This is a genomic window from Candidatus Hadarchaeales archaeon (assembly GCA_038736355.1).
In the GTDB taxonomy this organism is placed as follows: Archaea; Hadarchaeota; Hadarchaeia; order Hadarchaeales; family WYZ-LMO6; genus WYZ-LMO6.
In genome coordinates this window covers 333,568-346,659 of sequence record JAVYML010000003.1, presented here as the reverse complement: position 1 = coordinate 346,659, position 13,092 = coordinate 333,568, and the positions used below count along the sequence as shown (strand labels likewise).

Annotated in this window: 16 protein-coding genes; 2 read left to right on the top strand and 14 right to left on the bottom strand. The window is 57.6% G+C overall.

Going from position 1 to position 13,092, the window contains the following annotated elements; translation table 11 throughout:
* Together QXG22_06740 and QXG22_06735 are read right to left on the bottom strand one after the other, a co-directional pair.
* Positions 1–441: a class III signal peptide-containing protein gene (locus tag QXG22_06740; protein MEM0359678.1), complete on the bottom strand. Its 441-nt coding sequence runs from the start codon at positions 439–441 to the stop codon at positions 1–3.
* The gene (locus tag QXG22_06735) at positions 438–1,034 is read right to left on the bottom strand and encodes a hypothetical protein (protein ID MEM0359677.1); all 597 of its coding nucleotides are present in this window, start codon (positions 1,032–1,034) and stop codon (positions 438–440) included. Before QXG22_06735 ends, QXG22_06740 begins: the two co-directional genes overlap by 4 nt.
* A gap of 85 nt (positions 1,035–1,119) precedes the next feature.
* Between QXG22_06735 and QXG22_06730 the strand changes: the two genes are divergently transcribed.
* A complete protein-coding gene (locus QXG22_06730; GenBank protein MEM0359676.1) occupies positions 1,120–1,374 on the top strand; it encodes a class III signal peptide-containing protein in 255 nt (84 codons plus the stop codon).
* 223 nt (positions 1,375–1,597) lie between these two features.
* Here QXG22_06730 and pheT read toward each other — a convergent pair whose 3' ends face one another.
* The 7 genes from pheT to QXG22_06695 are packed head-to-tail and all read right to left on the bottom strand — an operon-like array spanning position 1,598 to position 8,722.
* Positions 1,598–3,247 carry a phenylalanine--tRNA ligase subunit beta gene (gene pheT, locus QXG22_06725; GenBank protein MEM0359675.1) on the bottom strand — a complete coding sequence of 550 codons (1,650 nt, stop codon included), beginning with the start codon at positions 3,245–3,247 and terminating at the stop codon, positions 1,598–1,600.
* Positions 3,248–4,720, bottom strand: a complete 1,473-nt coding sequence (locus QXG22_06720; GenBank protein ID MEM0359674.1) for a phenylalanine--tRNA ligase subunit alpha — start codon at positions 4,718–4,720, stop codon at positions 3,248–3,250.
* A gap of 36 nt (positions 4,721–4,756) precedes the next feature.
* Positions 4,757–5,947: a nicotinate phosphoribosyltransferase gene (locus QXG22_06715; GenBank protein MEM0359673.1), complete on the bottom strand. Its 1,191-nt coding sequence runs from the start codon at positions 5,945–5,947 to the stop codon at positions 4,757–4,759.
* On the bottom strand, positions 5,944–6,483 hold the full coding sequence (locus QXG22_06710; GenBank protein MEM0359672.1) for an isochorismatase family cysteine hydrolase: 540 nt from the start codon (positions 6,481–6,483) through the stop codon (positions 5,944–5,946). Before QXG22_06710 ends, QXG22_06715 begins: the two co-directional genes overlap by 4 nt.
* 33 nt (positions 6,484–6,516) lie before the next feature.
* Positions 6,517–7,077: a TMEM165/GDT1 family protein gene (locus tag QXG22_06705; protein ID MEM0359671.1), complete on the bottom strand. Its 561-nt coding sequence runs from the start codon at positions 7,075–7,077 to the stop codon at positions 6,517–6,519.
* Positions 7,074–8,159 carry a tRNA uracil 4-sulfurtransferase ThiI gene (gene thiI / locus QXG22_06700; GenBank protein ID MEM0359670.1) on the bottom strand — a complete coding sequence of 362 codons (1,086 nt, stop codon included), beginning with the start codon at positions 8,157–8,159 and terminating at the stop codon, positions 7,074–7,076. The genes QXG22_06705 and thiI overlap by 4 nt, the downstream gene beginning before the upstream one ends.
* 17 nt (positions 8,160–8,176) lie before the next feature.
* Entirely contained in the window at positions 8,177–8,722 is a 546-nt protein-coding gene (locus tag QXG22_06695; protein MEM0359669.1) for an NTPase, read from the bottom strand.
* Positions 8,723–8,773: 51 nt separating this feature from the next.
* Between QXG22_06695 and rnhB the strand changes: the two genes are divergently transcribed.
* On the top strand, positions 8,774–9,400 hold the full coding sequence (gene rnhB / locus QXG22_06690) for a ribonuclease HII (GenBank protein MEM0359668.1): 627 nt from the start codon (positions 8,774–8,776) through the stop codon (positions 9,398–9,400).
* Here the strand turns inward: rnhB and QXG22_06685 are convergent.
* The 5 genes from QXG22_06685 to QXG22_06665 all read right to left on the bottom strand — a co-directional run bounded on the left by QXG22_06685 (position 9,397) and on the right by QXG22_06665 (position 13,072).
* The gene (locus QXG22_06685) at positions 9,397–9,996 is read right to left on the bottom strand and encodes a DUF3786 domain-containing protein (protein MEM0359667.1); all 600 of its coding nucleotides are present in this window, start codon (positions 9,994–9,996) and stop codon (positions 9,397–9,399) included. The genes rnhB and QXG22_06685 overlap by 4 nt on opposite strands.
* A 42-nt stretch (positions 9,997–10,038) precedes the next feature.
* Complete coding sequence (locus QXG22_06680; GenBank protein MEM0359666.1) at positions 10,039–10,881, bottom strand: TIGR00269 family protein; 843 nt, start codon at positions 10,879–10,881, stop codon at positions 10,039–10,041.
* 83 nt (positions 10,882–10,964) lie between these two features.
* On the bottom strand, positions 10,965–11,165 hold the full coding sequence (locus QXG22_06675) for a MoaD/ThiS family protein (protein MEM0359665.1): 201 nt from the start codon (positions 11,163–11,165) through the stop codon (positions 10,965–10,967).
* Positions 11,166–11,168: 3 nt separating this feature from the next.
* Positions 11,169–12,365 (bottom strand): SufD family Fe-S cluster assembly protein, encoded by a 1,197-nt coding sequence (locus QXG22_06670; GenBank protein MEM0359664.1) that lies wholly within the window; start codon positions 12,363–12,365, stop codon positions 11,169–11,171.
* On the bottom strand, positions 12,341–13,072 hold the full coding sequence (locus tag QXG22_06665; GenBank protein MEM0359663.1) for an ABC transporter ATP-binding protein: 732 nt from the start codon (positions 13,070–13,072) through the stop codon (positions 12,341–12,343). The genes QXG22_06670 and QXG22_06665 overlap by 25 nt, the downstream gene beginning before the upstream one ends.
* Between the last annotated feature and the right edge of the window lie 20 nt (positions 13,073–13,092).

Here is a 13,092-nt window from a genome sequence, read left to right as displayed (position 1 = left end):
TCATTCCCTCGGTTCTATGTACAGGTAAATCCTTCCGTTTTCCAGCCAGAGGTTCTCCATATCTCCCGGCCATCCCACGATCACGGGATAGGTCCCGGGTTGGAGGCGGGATACTTCGGCTTGGAAGCCGTACCTGCAAGGACGCACCGCCACCAGCACCTTTTCCCACAGGACCTCCACCCTCACCTCGTTTTCCCTCAGCTTCAGGTTCCATTGCTGGTCGAACTTCACGGTTATGGTCCTCACGCTCCCCTCTCCCTCCGAGACCACCCCCTCGAGGGCCGAGGCTATGAGTTGGGAAGCGGATCCCGCCTGGGAAAGATAGAGGGTCTCTTTGGCCTTCCTCTCGGAGGTTCCGAGCAGAGAGTAGGAGAAGGTGGCTATCAGCACCAAGATGGCGGAAAAGAGCACCAGGTATTCGACCGAGGTTTGTCCCTTCATCCCATCACCTCGTCTAAGAGTAAGATCCTGCGCGGATAGGTATGGAAGGGGTCGTATACGAAGGTGAAGGTGAGTTTATGCTTGGTCCTCATGCCAGGGAGAAGGAAGAAGTTTTCCTCTACGTGAACCCCATTTTCCCTCACCCATCTTCCTCCCCTCTCTTCCCCATTTTCCCACCATCTACTGGGAAGAAGGGTATCCACCACCACGGTGGAGCCCAATTTGTTGTCCCACTTTCCATCTCCATCGAAATCGAGCAGAATCCTCACATCCGCTCTCCCATTCTTCCGGATTTCCCCGTCCGAAGCCACGAGTCCATCCACATCCAGGTTGCCGTATCCACCTATTTGGATTCCAACCACCTCTTTGGGGAACCAAACCTCTGTCTGGGTCCTCGCTCCCGGTCCCGCTCCATATACCGCGTTTATGGCGGCCGCTATCTTCCCAGCAGTTTCCCTTGTCTCAGCGAGGACGGAGAATTTCCGTGCCTTGTCCCTCGCCTCTTGGTACAGGGGAAGGGTGAGGGCGGCCAGGAGCACCATTAGGCTACTGAAAATGATGAGGAACTCCAGACCCACCTGCCCCTCCTCCATCGAGAAGAGAGGGTGAGGGGAGTATTAAGAAATTGGCAAACCCTTCTCACGGTAAGTTAATACTCCTGGCAAACCTAAAGGAAAGATGAACAGGGCCCAGGGAGCGCTGGAATACCTCCTCATCCTAGCAGCGGTACTCATCACCGTGGCGGGGGTGGTCAGTATTCTTTACTATTCTTCCTCCTCCCTCTTCTCCACCGTGCGTCAGCAACTGGATAATGTCCTGGAGAACGAGATCCTCCCAAGTCTCTCCGCCCTTAGCCTTTTCAGAGGTGCCCCGCTTCCCAACACACTAACCACGGGTTTCCTCGTACGCCTTCCGGCGCTCTCCACCCGCTAACCCTCGTGGTGGGAAGACGGGGCCTGCCGGTGTTGCGTACCAGGGTTGGCTACCCGCTCATCGCAGGGTGTTCCCGCCCTGAACTCGCGGGAGGACCCAAATGGTACGGCTTTCCCGGCAGTGGCTCCGGTGTACCCGCGGCGATGCACCGGCGTTCACGGATCCCGCCAGCCCTTTCGACCGCGGAAAGTCCTTCATGGCCAAATTCATTCTATGGTTCCACCTATTTATCTCCTGCCAAGGCTTCCACGTCGAGCTCCAGGGAAGCCACCGGATGCTCCAGCTCGAAGGCCAGCAGCACTTCCGGATGCACCTCCCCCGCCATCCCAAGCCTCTTGCCCTTCCAAAAGAACTCCGCCGCCCTCCCCTCTAGGAAGCTCGGATGGTTCAGGGGCTTGATTTCGGGGAGGATGCCGAATTCCCTCAGGAGGGCCTCGGCCACAGCCTTGATGAGGTTCCATCCAGCCCCCTTCCCTATCACACAGGCACCGAGCCTGCGCACCTCCCTGGCCCCCGTTTCCGCCCCCTCATCCAGCAACACCACGTTTCCCACTTCGAAAATCCTCTGGGGGAGGGGATGTTTTTTGTTGGAGCGCAACACCGCCAGCAGGGAGGGGAGGAGCCAAGTCCTGAGGATGGTGAATTCTTCGGAGATGGGGTTTCCCACCTCCACCGCTTCTCCCTTTGTCCTCATCATTTCGAAGTTCATCTTGGGATTGGTGAGGGTATAGGTCATCACTTCCGTGAAACCCAATCCCACCATGACCAAGCGCACGAGATCCGAGAGCCTCTCCACCTCCGCCTTCTTCCCCACGGTGTTCACCCCCTTCACGCGGGGGGGTATCCTATCGTATCCGTATCCTATGGCCACGTCCTCCAGCAGATCCACCGGATGGAGGAGGTCGGCCCTGAAGGGTGGGGCGAGCACGACCAAGCGCTTTCCCTTCACTTCCACTCCGTATCTCATCCTCCTGAGGATCCCCGCTATCCTTCCGGCCTTCAGGTCCAGCCCCAGCACTTCCCTTACCCGATCCTCTTCCAGTTCGAACCTACGCGGCTTCAGGGAAGGGGTCTCCAACTTCCTGTTCGGATACTGGATCCTGACGGTTTGGAGGTCGAAGCCCCTCTCCGCCAGAGAGGTCATCATGAGCACCAGACCGAGTTGTACCAGTTCTTCCTTCTCCCCCGTGACGTCTATGAAGAGGTTGGTGGTGGCTTCCGTAACCCTCGTTTCCTCGCTGTTGATGATCGGGGGTAGAGAAAGGACCCTTCCCCTGCAATCGAGGAGGATGGGATACCTCTCCTTTCCCTCCAGGATCCACCCATATTCCCTTCCCTTCGGGTGGAGGTTAAGGATCTGGGAGGGAGTGAGGCTTTCCCTGAAATCGAGGGGAACGAAGGAAAGCTCTTCCGGACCAACGGTGGTATAGGTGAAGGGAGGTTCTACCTTGTCCAGGTCATATACACCTATGGAGCCCTTCCTCCTCCTTCCGAGGAACTCATGGAGCTTCTCCTGGGTCTGCATGAGGGAGACCAGCACCCTTTCGGTGAGTTTCACTCCCCTCACCACCCCTGCGGCTATGAAGGGTCTAACCTTCCCCACACTCCTGTCCACCTTCACGACGATCCCGGAACGGGAGAGGTGATAGGAGGGCAGCCCCCTCTCCCTTCCCAGAAAACCCTTCAGAGCCCTTGCCACCCCTTCCGGACTCAGGAGGTCGGGTCGGTTGTGTAGGATTTCCATCCTGAGTTCTTCCCCCGACAGTTCCGCCTCCACCCCCATGAGGGCCAGGTTCTCACAAAGCTCCTTTCCCTCCCTTCTCTCCCCCAGCAGGGAATAGAAATCCTCCAAGTTCACGGAAAGGGTGGGCATCTACTTTCCCCCCATTCCCCACTTCCAGAGGGTTTCCAAGTCGTTACAGAAGAGGTCCCTTATGTCTTCCAGTCCCAGCTTCATCATCACGAGCCTGGAGAGTCCTATTCCCCACGCGAGCACGGGATGCTTCACACCGAGGGGTCTCAGGAGTTCGGGTCTGAACATCCCCGCCCCCAGTACCTCCACCCACTCCCCCCTCTTGGAGTGGTAGACCTCAGCCTCCACGGAGGGTTCGGTGAAGGGGAAGTAACCGGGGCGAAACCTCACTTCTTCGAAGCCCAGCTGGTTGAGGATGAGCTTTAGGTATCCGAGCATGTCCCTGAAGGTAAGCCCCTCGTCCATCACGATCCCTTCGCACTGGTAGAACTCCGCCAGATGCTTGTAGTCTATCCTCTCGTGCCTGTACACCCTATCTATGCAGAAGACCTTGAGCGGGGGATGGGGATGGGTGGAGAGATACCTCACGGTGGCGGCGGTGGTCTGGGAGCAGAGGACGGCCCTCCTGCTTATCTCCGGATTGAACCTGTAGCCCCATCCGGTGGACCCTTCCACCCCCCTTTCGTGGGCCCTTGCCACCTTCCTCAGGAGTTCCCTGGGTGGGAGCTTGGTGATGGAGGGACGGGAGAGGGTAAAGTTGCTGTGGATCTCCCTGGCTGGATGGTCCTGTGCCTGGAAGAGGGCATCGAAGTTCCAGAATTCCGATTCCACGACTCTTGCCTTTATCTCCACGAAACCCATGGCGAGCAGGATTTCCCTCACCTCCTGGATGATCCTCTGTTGGGGATGGATTTTTCCGGGATAGAGGGAGGGAACGGTTTCGGAGGGATCGTATTTCTTGAACTTCACCTCCTTCCATTTCCCCGTTACCAACATCTCGTGGGTGAGTTCCGTGACCTCCTCCTGCACCCTCACTTGGGTAGCTATCTTCCCCCCCTCCTCCGTGAGGGAGAGGAGTCTCCTGACCTTTTCCCTTACCTCCACCAGCCCCCTTCTCTTCAGGGTTTCGACATGGGGGGGAAGTTCGGAAAGGGTGAGCATCCCTTCGGAAAGCCTTCGGAGGAGTTCTTCCTCCGGCCATTCCCCGGAAAGGGCCTCCCGACCCTTCTGGGTGAGCCTGACCTTTCCACCCGTTACTTCGGCCAGTCCCTTTTTCCTCAGCCATCCCAACGCTATGGTGATCTCTTCCTTGCCACCAAGTTCCTCCACCCCCCTTTCCCCCTCCGCCAAGCTTCTGAGCAGCCTCCTCTCCGGTAGCCCTTCCCTGCCGTACTTCCTTCCCTCCTCCGTGGCCGAAAGGAGGAAGGATCTCTCTTCCTTGACGGAGAGGTAACCCCTCCGGTTAAGGGTTGAGAGGGCCCTGAGCAGGCTGGAGGGGTCGAGACCCGTTCCCCTTTCCACTTCCTCCAGCCAGGCTTCCCCCTTCTCCTTCAAGAAGAGAAGGAGCTTGGCTTCCTGTGCGTCCAGTTCCATCCCCTCACCTCTCCGGGGAACTATTTGGTTTTTTCTTCAAAGGGGGGGCAGCTTCTCCAGCTGTTCGAGCACCCTTTTCCTTATCTCCTCCACCGAGGGAAGGGGGGTTATCTTCCCCTCAGAGATCAGGGGTTGGAGGAGGGGTGAGCAGGGGGAACCACAGGAAGGGCAGGTGGGAGGTCCCCTCCCAAAGGGTAGGACCTTTTCCCTCAAACATTTCTCACACCTCCACACTTCCTTCCTTCCCCCCAGCTTTCCCCTCTTCGCCACGGGTTTTCCCTCCATCTCCACGATGTCGAGGGCAAAGTCTATCGTGGGGGCGTTGCTCAGGGAGGTCCCCACCCCGAAGCCATCCGCCCCCGCCTTCGAGAGTTCTCTTATGTTCTCTTCGTTGATGCCTCCCGAGACGATGATTTTCACGTGGGAGTATCCCCTCACGTCGAGCTCCCACCTCACTTCCTTGATGATGGAGGCCATGTTGCCCCTCCTCGAGGAAGGGGTGTCGAGCCTCACCCCCCAAAGCTTCTCCCCCAAGGCTTCCGCTGCCATGATGGCCTCGGTCTTCTCGTCGAAATAGGTATCCACCAGGGCTATCCTGGGGACCTCGGGAGGGATGACCTCATCGAAGGCCTTCCAGGCCCTCACCTGATCCCCCATCACGATGATGAGGGCATGGGGCATGGTACCCATGGGTTCCTTTCCTATGGCCCTCGCTCCAGCCAAACTCGAAACCCCATCCATTCCCCCTATGTAGGAAGCCCTATCCACCATCGGAGCTAAGGCCGGATGGATCCTCCTTATCCCAAACCCTATCAAGAGCTTATTCCCCACGAGCTTCCTCAGCCTTCCAGCCATCGTGGCTATTCCCGAAGCCTGGCAGAGGAGTCCCAAGAGGGGGGTTTCCAGCTCACAGAATTCTCCGTAGGGTCCCTCGATCACCATCACGGGTATCCTCACCCCGTTCACGTCTTCCGGATGGAAGACGGTTCCCTCGGGGAGGGAAAAGAGGTTGACCCCCCTTCCCTCGAAGAGCCTCGCCACCTCTTCCACCCCGCAGAGGATGCCCCATTCCCATCCCTTGGGAAGGGAAGGGGTGGTCACTTCGGCCACCACCCTCTTCCGCTCCAGTCCCTTCTCCCTCAGGACCTGCATGGTTCTCCTGAAGTAGACATCGGTGGTTTCTCCGGCCCTTATCTCCTCGTCCGAGGCGATGTGGAAGAGTCTCACCCCTTTCCCCCCAGGAGCTTCTTGGAACTCGTTATCCTAGCCCCGTAGGCTTTTCTCATGTACTTCAGGGCCCAATGGTGGGCCTTTTGGCTGGTGGAAGCCACGCAATCCCTCAACACGGTAACCCTGTAACCCCTGAAGAAGGCGTCGGCGGCGGTGTGGAGGATGCAGAAGTCCGTGAGGACTCCCGTGAGCACTACCTCCTCCACCCCCTTCTCCTTCAATACCTTTTCCAGTTCCGTTTCGAAGAAACCGCTGTATCTCCTCTTCTCCACCATTTTCTCCCCAGGCTTGGGTTCCAGCTCCGGGATCACCCTTGCACCTTCCGTGCCCTTTACCGCATGCGGACCCCAGAGGGCGAATTCACCATCCTCGGGCGGGTGGGAATCACAGACATAAATCACGGGCTCCCCCCCTTTCCTCCATTCTTCCAGGAATTCCTTCAGCCTGGGAACGATTCTTTTGGCCCCCTGAAAACCGAACTTCCCCGTGACGAAATCGTTCAGCATGTCCACGATCAGAAGGGCCCGAGGCATCTCCTTTTTTCCTCTTTCCCCCCTTTAACCTTGTTACCCCAGGGTTCTGAGGAGGAGCAAGAAACCCAAGAGCAGGAAGAGGGCTGCCGAAGCCTTCCTCAGGATTCTTTCGGGCAAACGCCTTCCCAAATAACTTCCAATCGTTACACCCACCCCCATCAAGAGGGAATAAGCTATCATGGTCCCGAGGAGGATCCAGAGGGGTTCTCGATATTCCACCGAAAGGGCGAAGGTGGAGATCTGGGTTTTGTCCCCCACTTCCATGAGGGAGATCAGGAGGAAGGAGGAAAGGAAGGCCGATCCTCCCGCCTTGAGCCTTTCCCCCTCCTCCTTTCGGAGGAGGATCCAGAAGCCAAAGGTCAAGAAGAGAAAGGAGGCTAGGAGGGAGGGGATCTTCCCCGGTAGGATGGTACCCGAGGCCGTACCCGCCAGGATACCCAGCCCATCCACCAGGCAGACGGCGAGAAGGGAACCGGAAAAGACCGCCAGGCGTCCGTAGCGGGTGGAAAGGGCGATGACGGCCAGTTGGGTCTTGTCCCCCAATTCGGTCAGGAGGACTATCGAGAGGGAGGCGAGGAAGGGGAGATGGCTCATTCCTTTTCCAGTTCTTCCTCGAGTCTCTTTACCTTTTCAAGGCTGGCCATGGTTACGGGATGGCGGGGCACCGCACCACACTTTCCCACCTCCCTGGAGGATTCTTCCCAGGTCCCTATTTTCCTCGCCAGTTCCTCGATCTCCACCTTGTCAAAACCTATGAGCGGCCTCAGAACGGGCAGGGAACAGGCCTCCTCGAGCACCCTGAGGTTCCCCAGTGTTTGGGAGGCCACCTGTCCCAGGCTTTCCCCCGTCACCAGTGCCAAGGCACCCCTTTCCCTGGCCACTTCCTCCCCCACCCTGTACATCCTCCTCTTGCACAGGAGACAGAGGTACCCCTCCTCCCCCCTCCTCCAGAGGAATTCCCTCGCCCTCTGGAGGAACTCCCCATGTTCCCTCACCTCCAACTCCAATCCGGGCTGGTATTCGGAGAGAATCCTCACCACCCTTTCAGCCTTCTCCCTCGCTCCGCGGGGGATGAAGGGATGGGAATCGAAGTAAAGGGGAAGGACCTCACATCCCCTCTTCATCACCATCCAGGAGGCTACGGGCGAGTCTATTCCTCCCGAGAAGAGGGAAACCACTTTCCCCTCCACCCCCAGCGGGATTCCCCCCGCGCCCCTTATCACCTTTGTGAAGAGGAAGCATTCCTCCCCCCTTATCTCCACGAAGAGCTCCCTCGTCGGATGTTCCAGATCCACCTTGAGCCCAAAGGTTCGCTGGAGGAGGGAGCCCAGTTCGGCAGCCTTCTGGGGGGAGGTGAAGGGATGGTCCCCCGTTCTCTTCACCCTCACCGCAAAGGTTCCCCCCTCTCCAAAACCTTCCCTCCTACAAAACTCCACCACCCTTTCTTCCAATTCTCCCAGCCCGCATTTCTCGCATGGAGAAAAGGAAACTATCCCGAAGACCTTCTTCAGTTTTTCCTCGGGGACTTCTCCTTCCACCCATATCCTTCCCCTCTCCCTCCTCACCTCCTCCACCCCGGGAAGGGCCTTGAGTTGTCTGATCAGACTTTCCTCCCATCTCTTCCTCACTGGTTCGGACTTAAGGGCCAGTTCACCGTACCTCAGGAGGTAGAGCATCGATGGGGATGGGAGCTTCAGCCTTTAGCCCTTACCAGCCCGAGGATTTCCCCGGCTAGGAGAGAAGGGAGGGAAGAAAGATTGGAGGGGGAAACCTCCAGGAGCTTCACGTCCTTTCTCTTCTTCACCTCCCCTATGAAGCCCCCCTGGGTTTTGAAGTGTACCGCGGCCAAGACGGGAAGGGGGGAGGAAAGGGCTTGGAGCACGGCTTCCCTGAACCCCTTGCTTAGTACTTCCATGGGACCTATTTCGTCCACCACCACCACCTCCGCCCCTTCCAGGGCCCTCCTTATCCCTTCCCTTCCCATCCTCTCCAAGGTCTCGAGGTTCACTCCATACTTTCCCACGTGAGGTTCGGTTTGTAGGTCCACGTGGGCGAGGATACCCCTTTCTCCGGTCATCAAATCCCTTATTTCAAAACCCACCCTCTTTCCACCCTCCCTCACTTCCGGACAATAGATTCCTCCCACCTTCACCCCCTTTTCCCTCAGGAGGGAAACCGTTTTGCTTATCACCGTACTCTTCCCACTCCCGGGTCTTCCCGTGAGGAGGAAATTCTTCATCCTCGAGGTTCGGAAGGGAAGGATTTAGCCTTCTCCCTCCCTCCTTTTCCCGTGGAAGTGGCCGGATTGGACGAGGCTGGAAGGGGTCCCGTGCTGGGTCCGATGGTCCTCTGCGGCTTGGTGGTGGAGGAAGGGGTTCTGGAGGAGATGAAAGGGATGGGTGTGAGGGACTCCAAACTCCTCTCCCCAGCCAGAAGGGAAAGGCTGGCCCCCCTCATCCTCTCCCTGTGTAAGAAGGTGAGGTTGGTGGAACTCCAGCCAGCCGAGATAGATGCTTCCCTACAAAAGGGGATGAACCTCAACGAACTGGAGGCCAGGGAGTTCGCCCGCATCCTGAACGAGTTGAAGCCAGAGGTGGCATATGTGGACTCACCCGATCCCAATCCCGAGCTCTTCCGGAAAAGACTTGAAAGGTATCTGAGGATAGAAGTGGAACTGAAGGTAGAGAACTCCGCGGACAGGAAGTACACGGTGGTGGGGGCGGCTTCCATCCTGGCGAAGGTGAGGAGGGATGCGAGGCTGGCCGAGCTCAAGAAGAAGTACGGGGAAGTGGGCTCAGGCTATAGCCATGATCCCCTGACCGTCAGCTTCCTCCGAAGGTGGGTGGAGGAACATGGGGAACTGCCCCCTTTCGCCAGGAAATCCTGGGAGACCTGCAGGAGGCTGAGGAGACCCTAAAGATTCAAGAGTTCGCCCGCATCTCTCAACCTCTCGACGGTAATTCCCGCGAGCATCCCGACCTGCTCCGCCCCCAGATAGCTGGAGACGGATTCGTCGAAGAGGATCTCCACCGAGGCGGGAAACTCTTCATCTCCCAGCGTGAGCACGATGGTGACGGGAACGAGGGGAAGGGATCTGATCCTCACCGCATAATCCCCGTATCCCACCTTTACTTCCGATCCACCCAAGATTTTTGCCGCCTTCACCAGTTCTTCCCCCCTTGAGCCGAACCTCTCCAAGAGGAGGGATTTGCAGCGTTCGATGGTCATGTCCGGACAATACTCTCCCCCCTTCAGCTGCTTGGAGGTGATGAGTTTGGAGGTTTCAGGTACGGGTTCGGCCTTGCTGTAGTAGGTTAGAAAGCAGTAGATCCTCTCCCACCTCAACTGTCCCCTGGGATAGGGACGGCCCCTGAGCTCGTCGTAGATGGTTCCGTCCTCAAGGGAGAGGCGAAGTCCTAGGAACCTTATCTCTTCCCCGAAGCCCATTCTCCCCTTCAATCTCCTCAGCTCTTCCTTACAGTTTTCCCAGCTCCATCTTTCCTGGGCAAACATCCTTCCTCCTCTCCCATCCCATTTTTAACTCATTCAGTCTCATCATCTCAGTCCCAGTCCCCTCAGCAACTCGCAGGTCCTACATACCTTCGCTGGCGTGGGTTCCCCACACACCTCGCATTCCCCCAGTTCCACTTCCGGTTTATCCCCGATCATGCTTGCCTTCAACTTCTCGAAGGTCCTGAGAATCCCGAACTTGCAGTTCGGGTGCCTGCTCTCGAGCCTGTTCAGGAAATCCCTCACCTCCGCGTGGATTCCCCTCGCGTAGGGGCATTGTCCCAGATGGACTTTGAGTCCACGAAGGAGGGCATACGCGGCCACCTCCCTTTCCGGAATCTCCCTCAGCGGCTTAACCCTTGGAACAAAACCCTCCCTAGAGGAATAGGCTGGCCCCAACCTGAGGAGCCTGGAGAGGTCACCCCTGAGGTAGTTGAGGAGGATGGTCTGCACTTCATCGTCGAGGTTGTGTCCCGTGGCCACCCTCGTCACCCCGGCTTCCCTGGCCATCTTGTTCAGCAGGTATCTCCTCATCACCCCGCAGTAAGTGCAGGGGTCGAGTCCAGTTTTCCTTTCCTCAGCCAGTTCCACCATTTCGTCCAGCGTGGCCCCGAAGCTCTCCCTGAAGCTCAGGATCCTGTGCTCCACCCCCAGGGAAGAGGAAGCCTCCCTCGCGCAGAGAAGGGATTCTTCCCTGTATCCTCCTATCCCCTCATCCACCGAGAGTGCCACCACCCTGAACTTCTTCATCCTCCCCAGCTCGGTCATGAGATAGAGGAGGGAGACACTGTCTTTTCCTCCTGAAACGGCCACTCCTATTCTTTCCCCGGGAAGGGCCATCCTCCCCTCGTAAACCGCCCTCCTGAACCTCCCCTCCACGCTCCTCACGAAGCACCTGTCACAGAGGAAAACCCCCGCGTACCTCCTGTGATAAACGGCAGAGCGTCCGCAGAGGGTGCAGCGTGGCGTCCTCAGCCCCCCGTGACCACCCTGATGATTTCCAGCTCATCCCCTTCGGAAAGCTCCTCCTCCTCCACGACCAGCTTTTTCCCTTTCCTGACCAGCACGCTCTCCCTGTCGTATCCCAACCTCTCCAGAAGCTCCTCCACGGTTGTTCCTTCTTTTACCTCCATCTCCCTCTCCCTTCCCTCGAACCTGACCCTTACCTTCATGGGCTACAGCCCCCTTCCCATGGCCAGCTGGACGATGCGTTCCACCTGTTGCTGGAGGAACTCGGGAAGCTTAAGGATCCTCACGTCCAGAAAGCCCCTGATGAGGAGATCCTCCGCTTCCTTCCTTTCCAGCCCCCTCGACATGAGGTAGAGCACCTGTTCTTCGTTGAGCTTTCCCACCGCGGCTTCGTGGGTGAGGGTGGAAGTGGAACTCTTGGAGACGAGCTCCGGAGTGGCGGAGATCTCCGACTGGGGTGAAAGCATGAGTCCGTTGCACTCTACATGCCCCACATTGTCTCCTCCCAAGCTGGTGAGCCTGGCCCTCATCACCACCTTGGCCTCCTCTGCCGTGACCGTTCTTCCCAGAATTTCTCCTTTGTTGGAAGACCCTATCATCTCTATCCATCCACCCAAGTCGTACAGGGAAGTTCCCCTTCCGTAAACGATGGAGTTGAGGGAGGCGGAGGCTTTTTTTCCCATCATCCTCACCCTGGGGAAGGCCTGAAGGGAGGCTACGGGAGTGAGGCAAATGTAGTTGCTCACGAAGGTACTCTCATCCTCCATTATCACCCCCGTCCTTGGTCTCACATCTACTTTTGGTCCCCAGTTGTGGACCATGGTAAAGGTGAGCTTGGATCCCCTTTTCAAGTAGAACTCGGAGACTCCTATGTGAAAGCCCCTCTCGACCTGAGGATGGGTGAGGCAGCCCGTGAGGAGCTGGGCGGAGGAGTCCCTTTCCATGAGGATGATGTTGTGGACGGCCTGTAGCAGGTTCTTGGTGCGGAGGTAAAGACAGGCCTGAAGGGGTAGCACCACCTCTTTTCCCTCCAGCACCCGTATGAAGTATCCCCCCTTTCCCTTCAAGGCGGTGAAGGCGGTGTACTTGTCCGCCGTGGGGCTCACGGCCTTCCACACGTACTCTTGGAGCCAGTCGTGCCTCCTCAGGGCTTCCTCGAAGCTCAGAATCTCCAAGCTATCCTCGTACATCCTGTGGATCTGGGCGTAGAGGGTGGAGTGATCCACCTGTATGAAACTTCCCGCCCTCCCTTCCCCCCTGGGGTCTACCCCCACGGAAGAAACCTCTTCCCCCGGTTTTTCCGGTTCTCCAGCTTCCACGAGATAAGAGGAGAGATCCAAATCGGGTCCGTAAGGGGAAGGTTTCCTGAGGGCTTCCCTCAGCTCCTCATCGCGGACGGACATCTCTTACACCACTCGTATCCCTTGCTTTGGATGGTTTCCAGGATTTTTTCTGGATCTCCGTGGCAGGCAATCCTTCCCTCTATCATCACGTGGGCCTGCGTTGGTTTGAGGTACTTCAAGATATAGCTGGTATGGGTGATCACGAGGGCGGACTTTCCCTCCAGGGCCTTGGAGAGTTCCCTTCCCATGAGCTCCAGGTTCTCCACATCCACCCCCGAATCCGGTTCGTCGAGGATGAGGAAATCCGGGTTCATGGCCAGCACCTGGAGGGCCTCAGCCTTTTTCCTTTCCCCACCGGAGAAGCCGTAGTTGAGGTCTCGATGGAGGAGTTCCTCCCCAACCTGCAGCTGGGAGGCGAGCCTAGCTATGTGGGTGTTTCCCGTTTTTTTGCTCAGGATCCTAAGGATGTCTCCGAGTTTCACCCCCCTCACCACGGGTGGATTCTGGAACATCAGGGCCATCCCCATCTTCACCCTTTCTTCCATGGGCTCATGGGTCACTTCCCTTCCCTTGAACCTTATCGTTCCAGAAACCACCTGGAAAGTGGGCATGCCAAGCAGGATTTGGGCCAAGGAGGACTTACCCGAAGCGTTGGGTCCGAGCAGGGCATGGATTTCCCCCTTCGGTATGGTTAAATCCACTCCCCTGAGTACCGCCCTTCCATCCACTACCGCCCTGAGTCCCCTAACTTCCAAGATGGGTTCCATCGAGTAGAACTCTTCCTCCC